The 23,149-nt window shown below is 66.1% G+C and carries 26 protein-coding genes; 21 read left to right on the top strand and 5 right to left on the bottom strand.

The genetic code is table 11. The annotated features are described in order from the left end of the window. Positions 1 to 3: 3 nt before the first annotated feature. The 3 genes from B7E02_RS13295 to B7E02_RS13285 all read right to left on the bottom strand — a co-directional run bounded on the left by B7E02_RS13295 (position 4) and on the right by B7E02_RS13285 (position 2,005). A complete protein-coding gene (locus B7E02_RS13295) occupies positions 4 to 450 on the bottom strand; it encodes a MarR family winged helix-turn-helix transcriptional regulator (RefSeq protein ID WP_080796740.1) in 447 nt (148 codons plus the stop codon). 112 nt (positions 451 to 562) lie between these two features. Next, complete coding sequence (locus B7E02_RS13290) at positions 563 to 856, bottom strand: rhodanese-like domain-containing protein (RefSeq protein ID WP_080796739.1); 294 nt, start codon at positions 854 to 856, stop codon at positions 563 to 565. A gap of 42 nt (positions 857 to 898) precedes the next feature. Continuing rightward, positions 899 to 2,005: a LacI family DNA-binding transcriptional regulator gene (locus tag B7E02_RS13285; protein WP_179129729.1), complete on the bottom strand. Its 1,107-nt coding sequence runs from the start codon at positions 2,003 to 2,005 to the stop codon at positions 899 to 901. Positions 2,006 to 2,202: 197 nt separating this feature from the next. On the opposite strand from B7E02_RS13285, the gene B7E02_RS13280 reads away from it, so the two are divergent. Genes B7E02_RS13280 through B7E02_RS13250 form a run of 7 tightly spaced genes read left to right on the top strand, consistent with a single transcriptional unit; the run spans position 2,203 to position 8,560 of the window. Continuing rightward, a complete protein-coding gene (locus tag B7E02_RS13280) occupies positions 2,203 to 3,561 on the top strand; it encodes an MFS transporter (RefSeq protein ID WP_245802279.1) in 1,359 nt (452 codons plus the stop codon). 29 nt (positions 3,562 to 3,590) lie between these two features. Continuing rightward, positions 3,591 to 5,075, top strand: coding sequence for a glycoside hydrolase family 32 protein (locus tag B7E02_RS13275; RefSeq protein WP_080796737.1), 1,485 nt, complete (start codon positions 3,591 to 3,593; stop codon positions 5,073 to 5,075). A 43-nt stretch (positions 5,076 to 5,118) separates the two neighbouring features. Then, entirely contained in the window at positions 5,119 to 5,727 is a 609-nt protein-coding gene (locus B7E02_RS13270) for a DUF4178 domain-containing protein (RefSeq protein WP_080796736.1), read from the top strand. Further along, entirely contained in the window at positions 5,728 to 6,192 is a 465-nt protein-coding gene (locus B7E02_RS13265) for a DUF2617 family protein (protein WP_080796735.1), read from the top strand. It abuts the gene before it with no gap. After that, on the top strand, positions 6,189 to 6,590 hold the full coding sequence (locus B7E02_RS13260; protein ID WP_080796734.1) for a DUF4247 domain-containing protein: 402 nt from the start codon (positions 6,189 to 6,191) through the stop codon (positions 6,588 to 6,590). The genes B7E02_RS13265 and B7E02_RS13260 overlap by 4 nt, the downstream gene beginning before the upstream one ends. 9 nt (positions 6,591 to 6,599) lie before the next feature. After that, positions 6,600 to 7,025, top strand: a complete 426-nt coding sequence (locus B7E02_RS13255) for a DUF350 domain-containing protein (RefSeq protein WP_080796733.1) — start codon at positions 6,600 to 6,602, stop codon at positions 7,023 to 7,025. Next, positions 7,013 to 8,560, top strand: coding sequence for a polyamine aminopropyltransferase (locus B7E02_RS13250; protein WP_080796732.1), 1,548 nt, complete (start codon positions 7,013 to 7,015; stop codon positions 8,558 to 8,560). The genes B7E02_RS13255 and B7E02_RS13250 overlap by 13 nt, the downstream gene beginning before the upstream one ends. Position 8,561: 1 nt before the next feature. Here B7E02_RS13250 and B7E02_RS13245 read toward each other — a convergent pair whose 3' ends face one another. Next, on the bottom strand, positions 8,562 to 9,350 hold the full coding sequence (locus B7E02_RS13245; RefSeq protein ID WP_080796731.1) for a glutamate racemase: 789 nt from the start codon (positions 9,348 to 9,350) through the stop codon (positions 8,562 to 8,564). A gap of 8 nt (positions 9,351 to 9,358) precedes the next feature. After that, positions 9,359 to 9,835, bottom strand: coding sequence for an inorganic diphosphatase (locus B7E02_RS13240; protein ID WP_080796730.1), 477 nt, complete (start codon positions 9,833 to 9,835; stop codon positions 9,359 to 9,361). A 119-nt stretch (positions 9,836 to 9,954) separates the two neighbouring features. Between B7E02_RS13240 and dacB the strand changes: the two genes are divergently transcribed. The 14 genes from dacB (at position 9,955) to B7E02_RS13170 (ending at position 23,103) form a co-directional block, all read left to right on the top strand. Then, on the top strand, positions 9,955 to 11,232 hold the full coding sequence (dacB, locus tag B7E02_RS13235) for a D-alanyl-D-alanine carboxypeptidase/D-alanyl-D-alanine endopeptidase (RefSeq protein WP_080796729.1): 1,278 nt from the start codon (positions 9,955 to 9,957) through the stop codon (positions 11,230 to 11,232). Next, a complete protein-coding gene (gene tilS / locus B7E02_RS13230; protein ID WP_080796728.1) occupies positions 11,232 to 12,173 on the top strand; it encodes a tRNA lysidine(34) synthetase TilS in 942 nt (313 codons plus the stop codon). Before dacB ends, tilS begins: the two co-directional genes overlap by 1 nt. A gap of 33 nt (positions 12,174 to 12,206) precedes the next feature. Next, complete coding sequence (gene hpt / locus B7E02_RS13225; RefSeq protein ID WP_080796727.1) at positions 12,207 to 12,809, top strand: hypoxanthine phosphoribosyltransferase; 603 nt, start codon at positions 12,207 to 12,209, stop codon at positions 12,807 to 12,809. Positions 12,810 to 12,932: 123 nt separating this feature from the next. Continuing rightward, positions 12,933 to 15,434, top strand: coding sequence for an ATP-dependent zinc metalloprotease FtsH (ftsH, locus tag B7E02_RS13220; protein WP_080796726.1), 2,502 nt, complete (start codon positions 12,933 to 12,935; stop codon positions 15,432 to 15,434). Next, positions 15,427 to 16,002: a GTP cyclohydrolase I FolE gene (gene folE / locus B7E02_RS13215; RefSeq protein WP_425429802.1), complete on the top strand. Its 576-nt coding sequence runs from the start codon at positions 15,427 to 15,429 to the stop codon at positions 16,000 to 16,002. Before ftsH ends, folE begins: the two co-directional genes overlap by 8 nt. Next, positions 16,003 to 16,854, top strand: a complete 852-nt coding sequence (gene folP / locus B7E02_RS13210; RefSeq protein ID WP_080796724.1) for a dihydropteroate synthase — start codon at positions 16,003 to 16,005, stop codon at positions 16,852 to 16,854. Further along, positions 16,847 to 17,242, top strand: a complete 396-nt coding sequence (folB, locus tag B7E02_RS13205) for a dihydroneopterin aldolase (protein WP_080796947.1) — start codon at positions 16,847 to 16,849, stop codon at positions 17,240 to 17,242. Before folP ends, folB begins: the two co-directional genes overlap by 8 nt. Continuing rightward, positions 17,243 to 17,752 (top strand): 2-amino-4-hydroxy-6-hydroxymethyldihydropteridine diphosphokinase, encoded by a 510-nt coding sequence (folK, locus tag B7E02_RS13200; RefSeq protein ID WP_080796723.1) that lies wholly within the window; start codon positions 17,243 to 17,245, stop codon positions 17,750 to 17,752. It begins immediately after the preceding gene. Then, positions 17,745 to 18,212: a DUF3180 domain-containing protein gene (locus tag B7E02_RS13195; protein ID WP_080796722.1), complete on the top strand. Its 468-nt coding sequence runs from the start codon at positions 17,745 to 17,747 to the stop codon at positions 18,210 to 18,212. Before folK ends, B7E02_RS13195 begins: the two co-directional genes overlap by 8 nt. A gap of 10 nt (positions 18,213 to 18,222) precedes the next feature. Next, complete coding sequence (locus B7E02_RS13190; protein WP_080796721.1) at positions 18,223 to 18,933, top strand: DUF6779 domain-containing protein; 711 nt, start codon at positions 18,223 to 18,225, stop codon at positions 18,931 to 18,933. Then, positions 18,934 to 19,635 (top strand): 6PGD fold domain-containing protein, encoded by a 702-nt coding sequence (locus B7E02_RS13185; protein ID WP_080796720.1) that lies wholly within the window; start codon positions 18,934 to 18,936, stop codon positions 19,633 to 19,635. Continuing rightward, positions 19,632 to 20,423, top strand: a complete 792-nt coding sequence (locus tag B7E02_RS13180; protein WP_080796719.1) for a pantoate--beta-alanine ligase — start codon at positions 19,632 to 19,634, stop codon at positions 20,421 to 20,423. The genes B7E02_RS13185 and B7E02_RS13180 overlap by 4 nt, the downstream gene beginning before the upstream one ends. Before the next feature lie 39 nt (positions 20,424 to 20,462). Beyond that, entirely contained in the window at positions 20,463 to 22,034 is a 1,572-nt protein-coding gene (gene lysS, locus B7E02_RS13175) for a lysine--tRNA ligase (RefSeq protein WP_080796718.1), read from the top strand. 49 nt (positions 22,035 to 22,083) lie between these two features. After that, entirely contained in the window at positions 22,084 to 23,103 is a 1,020-nt protein-coding gene (locus tag B7E02_RS13170; protein WP_245802277.1) for a VanZ family protein, read from the top strand. Positions 23,104 to 23,149: the final 46 nt, after the last annotated feature.

Raw genomic sequence — 23,149 nt, 5'->3', positions numbered from 1 at the left:
TGATTAGTCCTCTTCGGTGGAAATGATGGCGGAGGCAAGTTTCCGAAGGTGCTTGAGCTGTTTCGATGTGGATTCATCGAGCGCGGTGTCCTCGGCGGTGGTGACCACCGCGAGCAACTCCTCCTGCGCGGTTCTGCCCTTCTTCGTTGAGGCGACGATCTGTCGACGGCGATCCCTGGGATCCCGGGCGCGTTTCGCCCAGCCGTGATTCTCGAGTGCGTCAATGAGCCTGACCATATCCGATGCATCGATGGCCAGCAGCTCGCAGAGTGCGGATTGGCTGGCGGCATCGGAGTGCGTCAGGCAGGTGAGCACCCAGTACTCCCGCATGGTGGTGCCGAGCTCCGTCAGCCGGGACTCGACTTCGTCGCGGGTGCGACGTCGGAGACGCTCAAGCTGGAAGCTCGGGGATTCTAGAAGATCCCTGGGGATGTCCGGATGCGATGCCATGCCTAGAACCTTAGACACTAAAGGTTGATCTGGCTAATCATGGGGTCGGGCCAACTAAAAGTTGAGGGGGTTGTCCCTGCTCATCCACTCTTGCATGAGGGTGGCGCCGCTTCTAGGAGCGTGAATTGGGCAGTCCCTGGGCCACCCAGTCGGAGGTGCCGCCGGCGATGTTGATGGCATCGATCCCGCGCTGCTCAAGGTATTCGCGCACCTGACCGGAGCGGCCACCGGACTTGCAGATCAGATAGATGTCGCGGTCCAGGTCGAGCTCTCCGACCCTGGAGGTGAACTCCGACATCGGTATGTTCACCGCTCCGACGGCGTGAACCTCGGCGAACTCGTCCGGCTCCCTGACATCGATGATCTGTGCGCCCTTGGGAACCTCGTTGACATTGACTTCCTGCATGGTCGAACTCCTTCGCGGTGGGGGTTGTGGGATCAAGGGTAGTCACCCGGTCGGCGTCGTGCGGACTCCGGTCGGCGGAGGGGCTATTGATTCCCTTTCGATCAGGGGCATGGGTACCAGAAGTGAGGTGCGGTCATTTTTGTGTCTGCGCAGCGTCGTCGGTTCCAGGATGAGCGAGGTGCCGGTCAGTCCCATCTCGAGGTAGGGGAGTTCGAGCGTGGTCAGACCGGGCCGGAGATAGGTGGCGAGGATCTCATTGTCGAAGGAGATCACGGAGAGCTCGCGGGGGATGGAGTAGTTGCACCGCTGGGCCGCCTGGTAGACGCCGAAGGCGATGCGGTCATTGCCGGCCACGATCGCTGTGATCCTCTCGTCCACGGGAAGGGTGTTGTTTCGACCGAGAATCTCCATCGCGCCCCGGTATCCGAGTTCGGGCTCCCACTCGGTGTCGTGGATCTCCTGGCGGAACCTGAGCCCCTCCTCGGCCAGGGCGGTGTCGAGTCCGCGCATGCGTTCGGTGACGGTCACCGAGAAGGCGGGATCGCCATGCCTGTCGTCCCTGCCTATCAGGGCGATGTGACGGTGGCCCGCGGAGGTCAGTCTCCGGCCCGCGGTGATCCCGGCCTCGAACTCGTCGGGGAGCACGCTGGGCAGATTCCAGGGGTTCTCGCCGGGTTGGGCGACGGTTGCGGTGCCATTGAGGATCACCGCGTTCACCGATGCCGGGAGAGTGGGGATCTCAATGTGGTGCGCACGCATCAGGGCGAAGACCAGGGCGTCGACGTTCCTGGTGTTCATCGCCTCGATCGTGGCGCTGAGCGGATCGGCCCCGAAGGAGCATTCGCTGATCAGGACGGTGTTTCCGGTCCTTTCGGCGACATCGATGCAGCCGCGGATCAGCGCGGAGGCGTACCTGGTCACGGTGACCTCGTCGGAGATGAACCCGATGGTCCGGGATTTCTTGGTGCGCAGGCTGCGTGCGGTGGGGTTCGCACTGTAGTTCAGTTCCTCCGCAGCCTCGTGGATGCGCCGCGCGGTGGATTCCGAGATCCGGGAACCCTTGCGCTTGTTCAGGACGAGGCTGACGGTGGTGATGGACGTTCCCGCCCGGGCGGCCACGTCGGCGATCGTCGCACGCTTATCGGCCATGACTGCCCCGGATTCCTTGAATATCCACCCGTCCATGGTCTCACAGTTCGGAATCCGTCCCGCACCCGCCCCGCAGTGACCGAGATCACAATAGAAGGTATGGACGGCTGCGTTCACACTTGTTAGCTTGAAGTTAGTAAAACGTTTTAGCACTTTGTGATCAACAACCCTCTCACCTGAAAGGCTGGGGAAATCCAGTGTCCAGAACGCCCTCCGCGGCCCGGTCCAAATCCGGAGCATCAACCTTCCGAAATCCCGCCTACCTCCAGAACTCCGCCTCTATGCTGCTGTTTTTCGCATCCTGGGGAATCTGGTGGTCCTTCTTCCAGATCTGGCTGACCAACGACAGCTCCGGGCTCGGCCTCAACGGTGCACAGGTGGGCACGGTCTACTCCGTGAACTCCATCGGCACCCTGATCATCATGCTCATGTACGGCACCATGCAGGACAAACTGGGCATCCGCCGCAACCTCGTCATCGGGGCCGCGGTGGTGCAGAGCCTGATAGGCCCCTTCGCCGTCTTCGTCTACCGGCCGCTGCTGGAGAGCAGCTTCATGGTCGGCGTGGTCCTCGGTGCCGTGTTCCTCTCCGCGGGATTCATGGCCTCGGCGAGCCTGCTGGAGGCTCTCTCTGAGCGGCTGTCCAGGCGCTTCGGCTTCGAATACGGCCAGGCCCGGATGTGGGGATCCTTCGGTTACGCACTCGTCGCGCTCGCCGCCGGATTCCTCTTCAATATCAACCCCGCCCTCAACTTCTGGTTCGGCTCCGCATTCGGCGTGCTCAGCCTGCTGGTGCTGCTGCTGTGGAAGACACCCGCCGTCCAGGGCACGGTGCTCAACCACACCACAGAGGATGAGCGGACCCCGGGCATCGGCGAGATGCTCGCCCTGCTCAAGATGCGCAACCTGTGGGCGATCATCGTCTTCGTGCTCTTCACCTGGACCTTCTACACGGTTTTCGATCAGCAGATGTTCCCCGACTTCTACACCGGTCTCTTTGAGAGCAAGGAACGGGGGCAGGAGATCTACGGCGTGCTCAACTCCGTGCAGGTCTTCCTCGAGGCGGCCATGATGGGTGCGGTTCCGCTGCTGATGCGCAGAATCGGGGTGCGCAACACCCTCATGCTCGGCATCCTGGTGATGTGCCTGCGCATCGGCGGCTGCGCGATCTTCTCCGATCCGGTCGCGGTCTCCTTCATCAAGATGTTCCACGCCCCCGAGGTCGCGCTCTGCATCCTCCCGGTGTTCCGCTACTTCACCCTGCACTTCAACCCGATGCTCTCCGCGACGCTGTACATGGTCGGATTTCAGATCTCGGCGCAGGTGGGCAACGTGATCCTCTCCCCGGTGCTCGGATCCATGCGCGACAGTCTCGGCTACCAGCCGACTTTCATGGTCATCGCCGGCATCGTCGCGGTGGCGGGCATCTACGGATTCTTCATCCTCAAACGCGATGACGAGGATGTCTTCGGTGATCCCTTCTACACCGACAGGCAGCTCAGGGAGCGCGAGGTCGCCGCAACCGGGGCCGTGGGCACCGGATCCCAGACACACTGACACCACGACCAGAGGACAGCGAGTACAACATGAAACAACAGCTTCTCGACGCCGAACGCGCCGCCGACATTCTCCGGGCCACCCGGAATGACCGGTGGTACCCCACCTTCCACATTGCGGCGAGGGCAGGGTGGATCAACGACCCCAACGGACTGAGCTACTTCGACGGCAGGCACCATGTATTCTTCCAGCACAACCCGCGCAGCGAACAATGGGGTCCGATGCACTGGGGGCACGTGTCCAGCGCGGACATGCTGACCTGGCGGCGCGAACCCATCGCGCTGGCCCCGAGCATCGCGGAGGACCGTGATGGCGTCTTCTCCGGGAGCGCGATCGAGGGCCCGGACGGCACCCTGCTGGCCTATTACACCGGTCACCGCTGGCGCAACGGGGTCAATGAGGACGAGGGCAACCTCCAGGTGCAGTGCATGGCGGAGAGCAGGGACGGCGTGCACTTTGAAAAGCTCGGAATGATCGTCGACTGCCCGGAGGGCCTGCCGCACTTCCGGGACCCGAAGGTCTTCGTCCACGAGGGCACCGGCTACATGATCTTCGGGGCCTCATCCGCCGGGGGACGCGGCCAGGTCTGGATGTACACCTCCACGGACATGCGTGAATGGACCTTCGACCGCATTCTCTTCGAGGACCCGGACCCCGATGTGTTCATGCTCGAGTGTCCGGACTTCTTCCCCCTCGGCGATTCCTGGGTGCTGCTCTACTGTCCCATGGGGCTGCGGAAGCGGGGCTATGACCACCGCAACGACCACACCAGCGGCTACGTGGTGGGCGAGTGGGCACCGGGCCGCGAATTCAACCAGCGCACCGACTTCGCCATGACCGACTTCGGGGCGGAGTTCTACGCCCCGCAGACCTATCTCACCCCGGACGGGCGGCGTGTCCTCTATGCATGGATGGGTTCCTTCACCATCCCCGCGGCACCGCAGATTGACGGGGACGGGTGGTTCGGTCAGCTCACGGTGCCGCGCGAACTGTGGCTCGATGACCGGCTGCGGCTGCGCAACCGTCCGATCACCGAGCTCGACGGGCTGCGCCGGGGCGGCCGGGATCTCGGCGAACTCCGGGTGGGCACCAACCAGACGCTGCCGCTGGTTGATGATGCCCCCACCGCGGACATCACCCTGCGCATCGATCTGGAGGCATCCACCGCCGAGCGGATGGGGATCATCGTGCACCGCACCGCCCCCGGCCGCGGCACCTACATCGCCTACGATGCGCAGAGCTCGCGGGTGATCGTGGACAGGCGGACCACCGGACCGGGAAACCTCGGCTACCGCTCATACCCCGTCGAGGGCGGTGAGCTCACCCTGCGCATCCTCCTTGACCGTGGTTCGGTGGAGGTGTTCATCGGGGACGGGGAGGCCTCGATCAGCTCCTATTCCTTCCCCGCCGAGGGTGCGCGCGGCATCGAGCTGCTCGCCGAGTCGGGAGAGATGCACCTTCCCGGGCTCGCGATCCATCAGCTCGGCGGCATCTGGGAAGACGACGTTCTGTAGGATGGGCACACCCATCAAACGACGACTCAGGGAGACCCCCTCAATGAACTCCACCTGGTTGATCCTCGCCGTGATCCTCGGTGCCCTGGCCGTTTTCTTCCTCGTGTACTCCGCGAGGAAGCGCAACGCACCCGACGCGGCCCCTCAGCCCAGGCAGGATCCGCTGAAGTTCTCCGATGACTACCGCAGCTTCGGACCGGGTGTCATCGGTCCTGGTGCGATCGTCTCCCACGGGGGCGTTGATTATGTCTGTCGCGGCGCGATCGAACTGCGCCAGGGACAGTACGTCTGGCACGAGTATCTTCTCGACGGAGGTAAGGGCGGGGAGTACCTCAGCGTCGAATATGACGAGGGCCAGCTCAATCTCGGTTGGTGGATCTCGCGGCCGGATCTCGGTGTCGAACCGGCAACCGAGCTGACCGTGGAGGGCACCCGCTACCGCAAGACCGAAAGCGGTGCCGGCACCTACCGATCCGAGGGCACCACCGGGGTCGGTGAATCCGGAAGCTACACCTACTGGGACATGGCCGAAACCGGCGGAAACAGGCTGCTCGGTTTCGAAAGGTACGGCGATGACGGTTCCTGGGAGTCCTCGCTGGGCTGGAAGGTGCTTCCCGGCGAACTCCAGGTCTACCCGGCCCCGGAGCAGTAGATGCTCCAACAGCTCGACATCACACCCGCTGACGTCAGCGCCGCCAGCCTCGGCGTGCGGTGGAACGCCGACCTGCCGCCGGTGCTCGCCGAGATGCTTATCGACGCCCACACCACCACCCTCCACCTCGCCGTGATCGGCGGGTCCCACGTGGTCACCGTCGAGGCGCCCTCCGGGCGCTTCCGTGAGGAGGTCTCCTGCCACGCCGCGGGTCCGCTTCCCCTAAGCGTCGACAAGCGGGGTTACACCCTGCGCACCGACACCTCCACCCTTGACTTCGAAAGGCGTGCCGCGGAGATCGCGGCCAGGCGGGGCTGGCTGATCGCCAGCTTCCCCGGCGAGGGTCCGCACCATCTGACCGCGCTGGCCGGTGAATTCGACGCCGGGACGTGGACCTGGTGGACCCACCACCTCTACCCGCGGGAGAAGACGATCGTGAGCACGAGGAGTACCTACAGACCATGAGTGCGGCAACGGCGAGAACAATCGGCATCCTGCTGCTGGTGGCCTCCATCCTCTGCGTCTTCGCGGCGCTGCTGACGCGCAACTCCACCGAGTCCGACATCAGCGGACGGTGGCCCGGCGGCTCCTGCGCCAATGAGACCAACGTTGTGGAGACGATCAGCGCGATGCACACCCCGCAGGAGACCAGGACGGACCCGGCCACCGGCGACACCTACATGAAGTACCCGAAGAACCTGGTCATCGTCAGCGGCGAGGGCACCCCCGAGTGCCGGGTCGGGGTGGAGGATCTCTCCAGGGTCAACAGCGGGGCCTTCATCTGGCTCGGCGGGGGCTTCGCACCCTCGTCGCCGAGCGGATCCAGCGGCGGGTCATCCGGATCCGGCGGCGGCGTGAAGTAGGAGAAGAAAATGAGCGACTATCTGATCAACGGGACCCTCGGGACCCTTTCGTACTTTGTTCTGGCGGCGCTGATCCTCGTGCTCGGGTTTGTCATTCTGGACCTGATCACCCCGGGAAAGCTGCATGAACTGGTGTTCGTGCACCATCTGCCCAACGCCGCGGCGATCACCGTGGCACAGCAGGTCTCCATGGGCATCATCGTGGTCACCGCCGTTTTGACCTCCTCCGATGTGCTCTGGGAGGGCCTGGTTGAAACGGCGGTCTTCGGGCTGCTCGGCCTGCTGATCCAGGTGGTGGTGATGGTGCTGCTGGAGGTGCTGATCCCCGGACGCTTCCGCGATCTGGTCGAGGATCCGACGCTGCGCTCGGGTGCGGTGGTCGCAGCGGTGATCCTGGTGATTGTGGGCGCGGTTAACGCTGCATGCCTGATCTAGAGCTCTCCCGCGTCTGGCGGTGGCTGCTGCTGGTCTCGGTGGCCATCTGCGCCGCCTCCGGGCTGGTGTACGAGCTGGCGCTGATCTCGCTGTCCACCACATTGAACGGCGGCGGGATCGTGGAGACATCGCTGATCGTGGCCGGATATGTCGCCGCCCTGGGACTCGGTGCGCTGCTGGTCAAACCCTTTCTGCGCTGGCCCGCCCAGACCTTCCTCGGTGTGGAGACCCTCCTCGGGCTGGTCGGCGGCACCTCCGCGATAGTGCTGTACGTGACCTTCGCGGTGATCGGTCAGTCCCTGTGGGTGCTGGTGCTCGCCACCGCCGCCATCGGTATCCTCGTCGGCGCGGAGCTGCCGCTGCTGATGACGATGATCCAGCGCGGCAGACTTGCCGATGCCCGCACCACCGGCTCACTGGTGGCCACCCTCAATGCCGCGGACTATCTCGGGGCGCTCATCGGTGGCCTCGCCTGGCCGTTCATTCTCCTGCCGTGGCTGGGCATGATGCGCGGGGCCGCCGCGGCCGGAATGATCAACCTCGTCGCGGCCCTGTTCGTCGGCTGTGTGCTGCTGCGGCACCTGCTGCCGAGGATGCACTTCCTCGTCTCGGTGGTGGCCCTGCTGCTGGCGATGTGCGTGCTGGCAACGCTGCTCATCCGCTCCGACGGCATCGTCACCACCGCGAGGCAGCAGCTCTACAGTGACCCCGTCATCTACGCGCACCAATCCGACTACCAGGACATCGTGGTCACCCAGCGCGGCGGGGACCGGCGACTCTATCTCAACGGCGGGCTGCAGTACTCCACCAGGGATGAGCACCGCTACACCGAGTCCCTGGTCTACCCGGTGCTCTCGGAGTCCGCGGAGTCCGTCCTGATCGTCGGGGGAGGGGACGGACTGGCGGCCAGGGAGCTGCTGCGTTTCCCCGATCTCTCCATCACCCAGGTCGAACTGGACCCGGAGGTGATCGAGGTGGCCAACACCGTGCTCCGTGAGGACAACGGCGGCGCGATGGAGGATCCGCGGGTGCGGGTGATCACCGATGACGCCTTCACCTGGCTGCGCTCCGGCGGTGCGGGCGGAACCCGCTACGACGCCATCATCATCGACCTTCCCGACCCCGACAACGACACCATGGCCAGGCTGTACTCGGAGGAGTTCTACGTGCTCGCCCTCGCACGCCTCAATGACGGTGGCCGCATGGTGGTCCAGGCCTCCAGCGCCTACACCACCCCGGACGTGTTCTGGCGAGTAGGTTCCACCCTCAGCTCCGCCGGATGCGGTGGCGTCATTGCCTACCACGTCCACGTGCCCACCTTCGGCGACTGGGGATTCCAACTGTGCGGTCCGGCGGGGATGGAACTCGGCCTGCGGGGCGACACCCCGGAACTGACCTTCCTCGACGATGGGGTGCTGGCGGCGGCCGCTGTGTTCGGCCTGGACAACCAGCCCCGCGACCTGCCGCCGTCCACTCTCGACCACCCGCGCGTGGTCGATGATCTGCGACGAGGATACCGGCAGGCTGGGGAGTAGGTCACCCGCTGATGGTGACCGGCGTCGGGTCGATGCCGAGGCCGAGCGCGGCGATCAGATCCCGGAACTCCGACACGGGATGCTCCGGGGATTCGGTGACCACGCACCGTAGGGTCCCGCTTCCCGGTGTCGCCAGCCTCCCGAAATCCTCCACGACACCGTCGGCGGGGTCGAAGAGGCGGAGGTCGGGGAAGAATTCGGCGAAGGCGGGGCGCAGCCAGGGAAGATGCGTGCTCGACAGGGTGATGCCGGCCAGCTTCGGGTACCGTGCGCGCAGATCCGAGACGAAGCCGAGGATGGGTCCGCGCACCCGCCGGGAATCGAGGAAGGCGCCGTTCTCCACCAGGGCGATCAGGGCGTCGGCGCGGACGGGAACAACGCGGTGGCTCCCGGAGCCGGCGCGCTCACGGATGTAATCGTGGAGTTCCCGGCTGTCCACCATGACCCCGGCGCCGGCGACGGCGACTACCGCATCATCACCGAGGGCGTCCAGCGCCTCCCGCACGGGTGGCGTCACACCCAGAATGGGTACGGTGAACCGCTGTCTGAGCTCGGCGAGCACGGTCACGCTCGGGGCGTTGGAGGCGAGCACCACGCTGGTGGCGCCGTTGTCGATCAGATACCGCGTGGCCCGGGTCACCGAGGCGAGCAGCTCGGGGCGGCTGCGTGCACCGTAGGGGAAGCTCGCACGGTCGGCGAGGTAGATGATGTCCTGGTCCGGATACGCCCCGCGCAGGCGTCGGACCAGATCGAAACTACCGATCCCCCCGTCAAAGACCCCGACCGGCATCGTGGTGGCTACTTGCCGTAGCGCTCGATGGCCTCGGCGTGGATCTTCTCCGCCTCGGCCTTGTCGCCCCAGCCGGCACCCTCGACGTGCTTGCCCTTCTCCAGGTCCTTGTAGTGGACGAAGAAGTGCTCGATCTCATCCTTGAGGTAGGAGGAGACATCTCCGATGTCCTGGATGTGCTCAAAGCGCGGATCGTCCAGGACCGCGAGCAGCTTGTCATCGCCGCCGGCCTCATCGGTCATCCTGAACACGCCGACCACCCGCGCATCGACCACCACGCCGGGGAACACCGACTCGGGGAGGATGACCAGGGCGTCCAGCGGATCGCCGTCCTCGCCGAGGGTGTTGTCAATGAAGCCGTAGTCGAGGGGGTAGGCCATCGGGGTGAACAGGTAGCGGTCGAGGTGGACCCTGCCCGTCTCGTGATCGATCTCGTACTTGTTGCGTGAACCCTTGGGGATCTCGACGGTTACTTCAACGCTCATGAAAACATCCTCTTCTCCTGGTACGTGCGAAAGACTAAACAAATCCTACCGCGTGCCGCCGATCATGGGTGTCCAGGTGGCGCGATACAGTGGAAATCCGTCAAGGGAGGATGAAAGCTGTGGAGAACAAGTGGTGGATCGCCGTGTCCGTCGGCGTAGGGGTGGTGGTAGCGGCGACGATCGGCGGTGGCGTCGTGGTCAATCAGCGCGCGAACTCGCTAACGCATCCCCCCGCCCTGAGTATCGCCGCACCCGGCGACGGGATCGTTCCCGCCCCCGCCGCGGTGGAGGACACCCCGGACTTCTCCGCGCTCGGCGCTCGGCTGCGGAGCATGGCCGCCGACCCCCGGCTGGGCAGCTTTGTCGGCACCGCCCGCGAGGTCGCCTCCGGCGAGGTCATCTGGGCACAGAACCCCGACACCCCGGTCCGCCCCGCCTCGGCCACGAAGATACTCACCGCCACCGCAGCGCTCTATGAGCTGGGCTGGGATGACCGGATCACCACCGAGGTGGTGCTCAACGATGCCCACACCGCAGCAATCAGGGCTGCCGGGGATGTCACTCTCAGCGCCGCGCAGCTCGACGATCTCGCTGGCCAGCTCGCCGGCCGCGGGATCGACACCGTCCTGGTGGACACCTCCATCTGGAGCGCGGAGAACTTCGCGCCGGGCTGGGAGGACGTGGACATCGATGCCGGCTACATCGCCCCGGTCGAACCGGTGATGCTCGAGGGCGGGCGCATCGGCGGGACCAGGGGGGATCTCCCGCGCAGCCGCACACCGGCCCTCGATGTCGCCGCGCAGCTGGCCTCCCGAATCGGCGCGGTCTCCTCCGGAGCGGGTGGGGCCACCGGTACAGAGGTGGTGGCCAGCACGGACTCGGAGACCCTCCTTGACCGCATGCGACGGATGATGGAGGAATCCGACAACGTCATGGCGGAGGCGCTGGGGCGTGAGGTCGCGCAGCACCGCGGACTGGCCACCGACTCCGCCAGCACCTCCGCGCTGACCCTCGAGATCCTCGCCGGGCGCGGCTTCGATACCGGCGGCGTGGCGCTGGTGGACAACTCGGGTCTGAGCCCGAACAACCTGATCACCCCCCAGCTGCTCGATGACATCCTCCAGCACGCCGCCACCGATGAGGAGATCCGGCCCCTGCTCGGCACCCTGCCCATCGCGGCAGGGTCGGGCACGCTGCTCGACCGCTACGCCGATCTCAGCGGTGCCGGCTGGGTCCGTGCGAAGACGGGGACGCTGACCGAGACCTCGGCGCTGGCGGGAACGGTGACCTCCAGAAGCGGCCAGGTGTTCACCTTCGCCATGGTCTCCACCGACTCCGACATCCTCGGCGCGCGGGAGGCCATGGACGAGATGGCCTCCGCACTGCGGGAGTTCTGATGCCGGCCCGCATCGGCGAACTCGACCTTCCCCGGTCGAGTCCGCATTTCCTGGCGCTGCGGGTCGCTGTGCGCCCCTTTATCCAACCCCACGTGCACATCGGGCTCTCCGGCGGACCGGATTCGCTGGCGCTGCTCGCGGCGACCCTGGCCGAGGGTGCGGAGGTCACGGCGATATGCATCGACCATGATCTGCAACCCGGCTCCGCTGCGGTGTCGGAGAACGCGGCCGCCCAGGCGCGCGCCATGGGCGCCGGAGCCATCATCCGCCGCGTGGAGGTGGCGGGCAAAAGCATGGAGGCCGCCGCCCGTGAGGCGCGCTACCGCGCCTTCGCCGAGCTCACCGACAGCATCTGGGTGGCGCACACGATGGATGATCAGGCCGAGACCCTCCTGCTGCGCGGCCTGCGCGGCAACCCGGGCGGGATGCTCGTGCGCACGCGACTGGATTCCGTGGACGTGATCCGCCCGCTGCTGGGCATCCGCCGCGCCGACACCCACGGTGCCTGCGCCGAACTGGGACTGAGGCCCTGGTCGGATCCGCACAACACCGACCGGGGTTTCCGCAGGATAGCCATCCGGGAGCGCGTACTGCCGCTGCTCGGTGAGATCAGCGGCGGCGACGCGGTGCCCGCGCTCGCGCTGGCGGCGAGCCGCGCGGCGGAGGACTCCGGTGTGCTCGAGGCGGGCGTCGAGAAGCGGTGCGGTGAGTGGCTGGACGGCTTCCCCGTCGCGCTCGCCGCGGAGCCCACCGCGGTCCGGCACCGCATGCTGGCTCACTTCCTGCGCACCGGCGGGGTCGCGGTCACCTCCCGCATCATCGACGCTGTCGACCGTCTCCTGACACACTGGCACGGTCAGGGTGGCGTCGCGGTCGGCGGGGACGCCACGGGAAGGTTGGAAGTGGTGCGCCGAGATGGCAAGCTTATGTTCAGCGATTGATCGTTCACGAGCTCGGGAAGGCACAACAGACATATGGCACTCAATGTGGAGACGGCGGATGTGAAGGACCTCAACGTCCCTCCGAATTCTTATGGTGAAGATATTGAATCGGTGCTGATCAGCGAGACGCGGCTGAAGGCCCGGATCGCGGAGATGGCCAAACGGGTCTCCGAGGAGTACCGCGACGCCGAGGACGATCTCGTCCTGGTGTGCGTGCTCAAGGGCGCGTTCTACTTTCTCTCCGATTTCTCCCGCATGCTCGACATCCCCACGCAGTGCGAGTTCATGGCGGTCTCCTCCTACGGAAACTCCACCTCCAGCTCCGGCGTGGTGCGGATCCTCAAGGATCTGGACCGCGAGATCGAGGGCCGTGACGTACTGATCGTGGAGGACATCATCGACTCCGGCCTCACGCTGTCCTGGTTGATGCGCAACCTGAAGAACCGCAACCCCAAGTCCCTCAACGTGATCACTCTGCTGCGCAAGCCGGAGCGGCTGACCACGAACCTGGACATGTACGATATCGGCTTCGACATTCCCAATGAGTTCGTGGTGGGATACGGGCTCGACTTCGCGGAGCGCTACCGCGATCTTCCGTGGGTGGGCACGCTCGAGCCCAGGGTTTACCAGGATTAGCCCCCACCCGCGTCCGGGAACGAAAAGGCTCCCCGTTTCGTTAGAAGCGCTATAGGCAGCATCAGTTTCACCTAACCCGAGAAAGGCACGGGTCGGCTTCTTCAGGGAAGTCCGCCACTGCGAATGAAGAACAAGAAATATCTGCAGATAGGTGGCATCGCCGCCGTCGTCCTCATCCTGCTCTTCCTCACCTCGCTGTTCACCAGTGATACGAGGAACTTCCGCGAGGTGGACACCTCCGTGGCCATCGCCCAGCTCGATGCCGGCAACGTCAAGGAAGCCCAGATCGACGACCGTGAGCAGCGCGTCCGCCTCACCCTGCGTGACCCCATCAGCGTGGATGAGCGCGACGGTGTCTCCGAGATCATCTCCAAGTACCCGGCGCGCACCGCCCCGAGCATCTTTGACAAGGTCGCCGCCTCCGGAGCGGACTCCTACACCACGAACGTGACCCAGGAGAACTTCCTGGTGTCCATGCTCAGCTTCATCCTGCCGATGCTGATTCTCTTCGGCCTGCTGATGTTCTTCCTGTCGCGTTCCCAGGGCAACATGTTCGGTTTCGGCGGCAACAAGGCCAAGGAACTGACCAAGGACATGCCCACCAACACCTTCGCCGACGTCGCGGGTGCGGATGAGGCCGTCGATGAGCTGCAGGAGATCAAGGACTTCCTCGAGGATCCCAGCCGCTATGAGGCCCTCGGCGCGAAGATTCCGCGCGGCGTGCTGCTCTACGGCCCGCCCGGTACCGGCAAGACGCTGCTCGCCCGCGCAGTCGCAGGCGAGGCCGGGGTGCCCTTCTACTCCATCTCCGGCTCGGATTTCGTGGAGATGTTCGTCGGTGTCGGCGCCTCGCGCGTGCGGGATCTTTTCAAACAGGCCAAGGCAAACAGCCCCTGCATCATCTTCGTCGATGAGATCGACGCGGTCGGCCGCTCCCGCGGATCGGGAATGGGAGGCGGACACGACGAGCGTGAACAGACCCTCAACCAGCTGCTGGTGGAGATGGACGGATTCGGTGACCGCCAGGGGGTGATCCTCATGGCCGCCACCAACCGCCCCGACATCCTTGATCCCGCGCTGCTGCGCCCGGGACGCTTCGACCGCCAGATCCCGGTGACCAACCCGGATCTCAAGGGCCGGGAGATGATCCTCAAGGTGCACTCCAAGGGCAAGCCACTGGCACCGGATGCCGATCTCAACGCCCTGGCCAAGCGCACCGCCGGTATGTCGGGTGCGGATCTGGCCAACGTGCTCAACGAGGCCGCGCTGCTCACCGCCCGTGTCGGCGGAAACGTGATCACCGCCGATGCCCTGGAGGAGGCGACCGACCGCGTCGTCGGCGGTCCGCGCCGCTCCAGCAAGATCATCTCCGAGAAGGAGAAGAAGGTCACCGCCTACCACGAGGGCGGGCACACGCTGTCGGCGTGGGCGTTGTCCGACATCGAGCGCGTGTACAAGGTCACCATCCTCGCCCGCGGTCGCACCGGCGGTCACGCCATGACCGCCCAGGAGGATGACAAGGGCATGTACAACCGAAATGAACTCTTCGCCCGCCTCGTGTTCGCCATGGGCGGACGCGCGGCCGAGGAACTCGTCTTCGGCGAGCCCACCACCGGCGCCTCCGCCGATATCGAGCAGGCCACCAAGATCGCCCGCGCCATGGTCACCGAGTACGGCATGTCCCCGAAGGTCGGTCTGGTCAAGTACGGCCAGGAGCAGGGTGATCCCTTCTCCGGCCGGGGTGCGGGGGGATCCCTGGAATACTCCCAGGACATCGCCGCGCGGATCGACACCGAGGTGACCTACCTGATCAACAAGGCCCATGAGATTTCCTACGGGATTCTCTCGGACCACCGCGACCACCTCGACCGACTGGCGGAGAAGCTGCTGGAGAAGGAGACGCTGCGCCGACCGGATCTGGAGGCGCTGTTCACCGATATCGTCCCGCGCAGCATCGATGAGGTCTTCCCCGATGAAACCGCGCGCTTCCCAAGGCAGGAGGGCCGCGAGCCGGTTCTCACGCCGGTGGAGCTGGCCATTGAGCGCGGTGAGGAACCGCCGAAGAAGTTCTCCATTCTTGAGGCCTCCAAGGCCGCGCGTGAACGCCGTCGCAGGCAGCTGGAGGAGCAGGGCGTCCTGCCCGTGGCACCGTCGTCGACGGATACCGGGTCCACCGAGCGACCCTCCGCCCCGAGCTATGCGGGAACACCCCCACCCTCCGACTGGGTCGTCCCCGGCACCGCGAAGCCCTCGCGCACCGAATCGGGCAGGCACGCCGATCAGCCCTCCGAGGAGATCCCGGGCAGGGTTCCGGGCAGAATTGACAATCCCTATGCCCACCACGCCACCAGGACCAATCCCGGGGCCCAGCACCCGGGGATGAAGGCCTACGGCTTCGGCGATCCGGAACTGATGGATCAGACCACAGGTGGGGAACACGAGGAGCGACCGCGTCCGAATGACGCGCCGACCGAGATCATCGGTTTCCGCCTCCCGGAGAATGAGCGCCCGGACTACCCGGAGAAGCCGTCCACCGCGGAGCCGGAGGAGCACCCGGCCGTCATCGATGAGAAGACGGCACCGCGAGATGATGAGGTCGGACCCGAGGGGGAACAGCGTGGCTGAGGAATTTGATTACGCCCGTGCGGAGGCCGCCGTGCGCGAGCTGCTGATCGCGATCGGGGAGGACCCGGACCGTGAGGGCCTGCTCGAGACGCCCGCCCGCGTCGCGCGCGCCTACCGCGAGATCTTCGCCGGTCTGCACGAGGATCCCACCGAGGTGCTGGACAAGACCTTCTCCGAGGGCCATGAGGAACTGGTCCTGGTCCGCGAGATCCCGATCTACTCCACCTGCGAGCATCATCTCGTCCCCTTCTACGGGGTCGCCCACATCGGCTACATTCCGGGCAAGTCCGGCAAGGTCACCGGCCTGTCCAAGCTGGCGCGGCTGGCGGATCTCTATGCCAAGCGCCCCCAGGTCCAGGAGAGGCTGACCCGCCAGATCGCCGATGCACTTGTGGAAAAGCTCGATGCCCAGGCCGTCGCCGTGGTCATCGAGGCCGAACACCTGTGCATGGGCATGCGCGGCATCCGCAAACCCGGCGCGATCACCACCACCTCGGCGGTCCGCGGCGGTTTCAAGAACAACGCCGCCTCCCGCGCCGAGGTGTTCACCCTGATTCGGGGTCGCTAGATGAACGTGGCCGAGCTGAGTGTCCCCGGTCGCTGCCTGGTGATGGGCATCGTCAACGTCACCGCGGATTCCTTCTCCGACGGCGGCAGGTACCTCGATGCCGACCGTGCCATCGCGCACGCCCGCCAACTGGTCGCCGAGGGCGCGGACATGGTCGACGTGGGCGGTGAGTCCACCCGCCCCGGTGCCGTGCGTATCGACGCCCGCACCGAGGAACACCGCGTTCTGCCTGTGATTGCGGCCCTGCACGCCGAGGGGATCCCCACCTCGGTGGACACCATGCGCGCCGCGGTCGCCGCCGCCGCGGTCGCCGCCGGGGTCTCCATGATCAACGATGTCTCCGGTGGACTGGCCGATCCCTCGATGCTGCAGGTGATGGCGGATGCGCAGGTGCCGGTGTGCCTGATGCACTGGAAGACCCTGCAGTTCGGCGATGCCACCGGGCGCGCCGATCATGGCGGGGACGTGGTCGCCGATGTGCACGCCCGCCTGGATCAGCTGGCCGCGCGCGCCATCGACGCAGGTGTCCCCGAGGATCGGATCGTGCTCGATCCGGGCCTGGGTTTTGCCAAGTCCAGGGAGGACAACTGGGCCCTGCTCAACGCACTGCCCTCCTTTATCGACGGCGCCTTCCCGATCCTCGTCGGCGCCTCGCGCAAGCGTTTCCTCGCCGGTGTGCGCAGGGGCAGGGTACAGGTCACCCCGGCCGATGCGGATCCGGCGACGGCCGCTGTCACGGCGATCTCGGCGCACATGGGTGCGTGGGGGGTGCGGGTGCACAATGTCCCCGTCTCCCGCGACGCCGTTGATGTGGCCGCACTCTGGTGCGCGGGGGGTGGCACCCGTGGCTGACCGCATTGAACTCCGCGGCCTGGAATGCTTCGGCCACCACGGCGTCTTCGACTTCGAGAAGGAGCAGGGCCAGCCGTTTATCGTCGACATCACCTGCTGGCTGGATTTCTCCGCCGCCGGCGCCTCCGATGATCTCAGCGACACCGTCGACTATGGTGCCCTGGCGGTGATGGCGGCCGATATTGTCGAGGGGCCGTCCCGGGATCTCATCGAGACGGTGGCCGGTGAGGTCGCCGAGGCGCTTATGGAAGGATTCGCCGTGCTGCACGCGGTCGAGGTGAGCATCCACAAACCCAAGGCCCCGATTCCGCGGACCTTCGCCGATGTCGCCGTGGTGGCCAGACGCTCGCGGAAGACCCGGGCCTCTCAGTCAGGGATGGGGGCATAGATGCGCGCCGTACTGTCCATCGGATCGAATATGAACGACCGCTACGCCCTGCTGTCCGGCGTTGTTGAGGAGTTCCGCGACGAGATCGTCTCCCTGTCCTCGATCTACGCCACCCCGCCCTGGGGAGTGGAGGATCAGGATGAGTTCCTCAACGCCGTCGTGGTGGTCGACGTCGAGTGCACGCCGCTGGAGCTGCTGCGTCGCGGGCAGCGGTTGGAGGAGCGGGCCGAGCGCGTCCGTGTGCGCACCTGGGGTCCGCGCACCCTGGACGTGGATATAGTGCAGATCCGCGAGGGGGACCGGGAGCTGCTGTCTGAGGATCCAGAGCTGACCCTTCCGCACCCCTGGGCCTGGCAGCGTGCCTTCGTGCTCATCCCGTGGCTGGAGGCGGAACCCGGGGCCGTGCTGCACGGCAGTCCGGTCCGCAGCCTGGTGGAGAATCTGGATCCCACCGACGTTGAGGGTGTGACCAGGGTGGGTGAGTTCAGCGCGGATGACGCAGATGACTAGGACATCAGTGGCGATGCTGATCGGCGCCGGCGGTTTCACAGCGGCGGTCGCCGCCATCTTCACCTGGCGTTTCTACGGGTCGATGACCACCATCCCGGTCACCGTCTCGATCAGTCTGTGGATCCTGGCGGTGTTCTGCTTCTTCGCCGGCCACCGCGTCAGGTCGCGGGTCGGGGAGGGCGAGGTCGGTCAGGACCGCAGCCAGCTCAATCCGGTCACGGCGGCGTACCTGATGATGCTGGGCAAGGCCGCCGCGTGGACGGGGGCCGTCATCGGGGGAGCCTATGTCGGGGTGGGAAGTTTCGTCCTTCCGCGCGTCGGGGATCTGATTGCCGCCTCCGCGGATCTGCCCGGTGTTCTGGCCTCGGCGCTGGGTGGAATCGCCCTCAGTGCGGCCGGTGTCTACCTCGAACGAGGGTGTCAAGTCCCGCCTACCCAATCCGGGGAGACAATCGGCTAGATTGGAATTCATGAGTCACGAACTGTCGCACGAGAATTCTCCCGCGGGAAATTCACCCGACCGTGGACAGATCCTGCTTGGTGTTCTCATTGCCCTCGCTCTGATAGCCAGCGTGATCATGCTCCTTGCCGATAGCGACGGCGCCATGAAGATCGCCCTGCTCGCGGCACTGTGGGCAGCCATCATCGGATTCTTCCTGGTTTACCGTTCCCGCAATCAGATTGAGGCCACCCGCCAGCAGATGGAGGCGCAGGAGGCGCTCTACAATTCCGAGAGGGAAAAGGCCGAGGCCGAGCGGAAGGCCGAGGTGATGTGGTTGGAGAAGGAACACGCACTGCAGATGCGCGTTCACGACAATGAGACGCTGAAGGAGATCCGTGCGCAGCTCGAGGAGATGCGCACGGCGCTGTCCGAGCTCTCCGGGCGCGAATGGACCATCGAGCCGAACGTGCTGCGCGCCGAGGCCCGCCGTGTCCTTGAGCTGGAATCCGAGAAGCTGCTGGAGACCCCGGTCGTCGACCCGGTGGCCACCGGCTACGTCGAACCGCTGCCGGAGCCGGAGAAGGTGGCCGAGCCCGTGCAGGAGGAGCGGGTCGGACGGCGCAGGCGCCGGGATCCGGAGGATGAGGCTGATTCCGGTGGCCGCCGTCGCCGGGACGAGCGTTCCGGGTCACTGTCGGTGGCCGAGCTGCTGGCCTCCGCCCGGAAGCAGGGAAAGTAGGTGCGTGCGCCCAGGCTCCGGGTGGGAGTGTTCGCGGATGGTGAGAACCCGGTCCAGCTTCTTGCGGAACTGCGCGAGGCGGGCCATGATGTCACAGAGGTCCACAACCCCGCACTGATCGGGGATGTCGAACTGGTGGTCATTGCGGTCGCCGATGCCCGGCTGCCGGAGACCGTGGAACGGCTCGCGCTGCATTCCCATCGCGGCCAGATGTTTCTGCACACCAGTCTCGTGCACGGGATCCAGGTCATGGATCCCCTGGAGACTGAGGGGGCGATCGTGATGGCTGCCCACCCCCTCGGGGAGGACCGCTGGGTGGCCGCGGCGACCGATGAACTGGGGGAGACCATCGTCGGGCTGCTCGTCGGTGAGCTGGGTGGGCAGGTCGTGGAGGTCGCCGATGCGCAGCGCAGGCAGCTGGCGGCGGCGCTGAGCTACGCCGGCTTTCTGCGCACCGTCCACCAGGATGCGGTGCGCTTTGTGGATTCCTTCCTCGGTGATATCGAGGTCAGCGCCGATATCGTCAACCGTTCCCTCGGCCGCTCCCCGCAGGTTCCGGCGCTGCCGACCCTGATCGACCAGTATGAATCGATCGAGGATCCCGGGCGCAAACGGCTGTTCCGGGACCTGGCGCGCCGCCAGGCGGAGGTCTCGGGGACGCAGGATGTTGAGCTGTGGGCGATTCAGAAGGAGGACCGTTGAGCTTCGAACGTGGTCAGGGCAGGATCTTTGACAGCGTCGAGTCGATCCGGATGTTCGGCACCGCCCTGCGCAAAACCGGCAGGCCGGTGGTGCTGGTGCCCCTGGGTGAGGGCCTGCACGCCGGGCACATCTCCATGATCCGTGCCGCCCGGCGTCTGCCCGGCGCGGTGGTCGTGGTCGCCTACGCCGGTCCGGACACCGACCATGACAGGCTGCGGGCCGAGCACGTCGATGCGATCTTTCCCTACGTCCCGGCCACGCTGTGGCCACGTGGGCTGCGGACCACGGTTTCCGTGGCGTCGACAGGCGGGGAGGCCCTGACCCGCGTGCTCGCGCTGCTCGGTGCGACCGCGGCGACCGCGGTGATGCTGGGGGAGAAGGATTTCACGCTCGTGGTCGGTGTGCGCCTGGCCGTGCGTGATCTGCTGATGCCGGTGGCGGTGCACAGCATACCGATCGTGCGGATGCCGGACGGGCTGGCGATGTCACTGCGCAACGCCGAGATCGATCCGGGCGACCGCGAACGGGCGACGGCGATCGCCGCGGCACTGACCGCCGGTGCGCACGCCGCCGAGCACGGCGCGGAGGTTGTGGTGGAGACCGTGCGCGGGGTTCTCGCAGCCGCGGATGTGCAGCCGGACTACATCGAGCTGCGCGGACTCGACCTGGGACCGGCGCCGGACAGGGGTGACGCCCGGCTCTTCGTCGGTGTCACACTCGGGTCCGTCGAACTCAGTGACAACGTCGGATTGCCGCTGGGAATAGGCTTCAGGAACATCGACGCCTGATTCCGCGACGCACCACCGCATCGGCTAACCTTGAAAGCCGTGACTGATTCCAAATCCACCTCCAAGAACACCTCCGCCGATTTGCCTGAGCAGCTGCGTATCCGCCGCGAGAAGCGCGAGCGCCTTCTGGAAGGTGGAGTGGACGCATACCCCGTCGAGGTCGACCGCACGATCTCCATAGGCGGGCTGCGGGAGAAGTACGTCGTCGGTGAGGGGGACGCCGAGGGCGTGCGCTACCTGGAGATCGGTGAGGAGACCGATGACGTGGTGGCGGTGGCCGGTCGCGTGATGTTCATCCGCAACACCGGCAAGCTGTGCTTCGCCGCGCTGCAGGAGGGCGACGGGACCACGGTGCAGGCAATGCTCTCACTCGCCGAGGTCGGCGAGGAGGCCCTGGCGGGCTGGAAGGCCATCGTGGACCTGGGCGATATCGTCTCCGTCCGCGGCCGGGTCATCGCCTCCAGGCGCGGGGAGCTGTCGATCCTGGCCGGCGGATGGTCCATGGTGTCCAAGTCGCTGCGGCCGCTGCCCGTCGCCTTCGCCGACATGAGCGAGGACACCAGGGTGCGCCACCGCTACACGGACCTGATCATGCGCGAGCAGGCGCGGACCAACGCGCTGACCCGCGTGAAGGTGATGCGCGCGCTGCGCCGCTACCTGGAGGACCAGGGGTTCCTGGAGGTGGAGACCCCGATGCTGCAGACCCTGCACGGCGGTGCGGCGGCACGGCCCTTTGTCACCCACTCCAACGCCCTGGACATCGATCTCTACCTGCGGATCGCCCCCGAACTCTTTCTCAAGCGCTGCGTGGTCGGAGGAATGGAGAAGGTCTTCGAGGTCAACCGCAATTTCCGGAACGAGGGCGTGGATTCCTCGCATTCCCCGGAATTCGCCATGCTGGAGACCTACCAGGCATGGGGCACCTATGACACCGGGGCTGAACTGATCAAGGGGCTCATCCAGTTCGTGGCGGAGGAGGTCTTCGGCACCCAGGTTGTCACGCTCGCCGACGGCACCACCTACGATCTCAGCGGCGAGTGGAGAGCCATCGAGATGTACCCCTCCCTCAACGAGGCACTTTCGCGGAAGTTTCCCGGTCAGCCGGAGGTGACCATCGATTCCACGGTCGGGGAGCTCAGGGCACTGGCCGCCGTGGTGGGACTCGAGGTTCCGGCAAAGGGTGGCTGGGGCCACGGCAAGCTCGTCGAGGAGATCTGGGAGGTGCTCTGTGGGGACCAGCTCCACGGGCCGATCTTCGTACGCGATTTCCCGGTGGAGACCTCCCCGCTGACCCGTCAGCACCGCACCAAGCCGGGTGTGACCGAGAAGTGGGACCTCTACGTCCGCGGCTTCGAGCTGGGCACCGGCTATTCCGAGCTGGTGGATCCGGTCATCCAGCGCGAACGCTTCGAGGACCAGGCGCGGCTCGCCGCCGGCGGCGATGATGAGGCGATGGTGCTCGATGAGGATTTCCTGGCGGCCATGGAACAGGGCATGCCCCCGACCGCGGGATGCGGCATGGGCATCGATCGTCTGCTGATGGCACTGACCGGGCTCGGCATCCGCGAGACGGTGTTGTTCCCCATGGTCAAGCCGGAGGCCAGGGGATAACCGGAGCACTGCGACCACAGCAGCGACCGGGGTGGCAGAATACCCAGGTGTGTTGCGTGATCATGCGGTGATGGTGGCCGGTGCGGTCGGGGCGGGACTGATCGCCGGGGTGCTCCTGTTCGTCCCCTTCGTGGCGTTGAGCTACCGCAGGCGCGGGCGGCTGACACCGGGCCGGGCGGTGATGTGGGCGGGGGCGCTGGTCTACTTCTGGGCCATCTGGGCCTTCACCCTGCTGCCGCTGCCGGACCGTCACGCCTTCACCTGCGCGGGAAGGAACCTGAACCTTCTGCTGATGCGCAGTGATGCGCTCGAGGCGGTTGCCCGCCACGGTGGTGTGGTCCCCGGTCTGCTCGGTGATGTGGTGATCCTGCAGATCGCGCTGAACGTTGTGCTCTTCCTCCCCTTCGGGTTCTTCCTGCGCACCCTCGCCGGGCGCGGGGTGCTTTCGGCCACGCTGCTCGGTTTCGGGTTGTCGCTGTTCATCGAGGTCACCCAGCTGACGGGGGTGTGGGGGATCTATCCCTGCGCGTACCGCGTCTTCGATGTCGACGATCTCCTCCTGAACACCGTCGGTGCACTGCTCGGCTCACTGTGCGCCCTGATGGTCCCCGGGACCCGGGAGGAGATTGATCCCGCGGCGCCGCGGCCGGTGACAAGGGCGCGCCGGATGCTCGCGATGATCTGCGATCTCCTGTCCTACGCGCTGGCCTCGGCCACCGTCACCGTCGTCCTCGGTATCGCCGATGTCTACGGGGTCATCGGCATCGATGATCCCCTCCGCACCGCGGGCCTGGCCGCCGCGGTGCTGGTCCTGATCTGCGTGCTGGTCACCGGCGGCACCCCGGGCGATCACGCGGTGCGGCTGCGCTACGGCGGAGGTCCGGTGGCCCGGGTGCTGCGGTTCATCGGCGGCATTGGCGGCTGCGCGCTGCTGCTGTGCTCCGGATTCCCGGTGCTGGGCGCGGCGTGGGCGGCGATCGGGGTGAGCACCTGGGTGCTCACCGTCCGCGGTCTGCCCGGCGTGCTGTCCGGACGGATGCTTCTCGACGCCCGCACAGTCCGGAATTGAGACCGCGGGGGCCTTATGGCACGATTGGGGAGTTTTCCCCATAAGC

The sequence above is a fragment of the Corynebacterium pacaense genome (assembly GCF_900169525.1).
Lineage (GTDB): Bacteria > Actinomycetota > Actinomycetes > Mycobacteriales > Mycobacteriaceae > Corynebacterium > Corynebacterium pacaense.
This window is presented reverse-complemented; position numbering and strand designations above follow the sequence as displayed.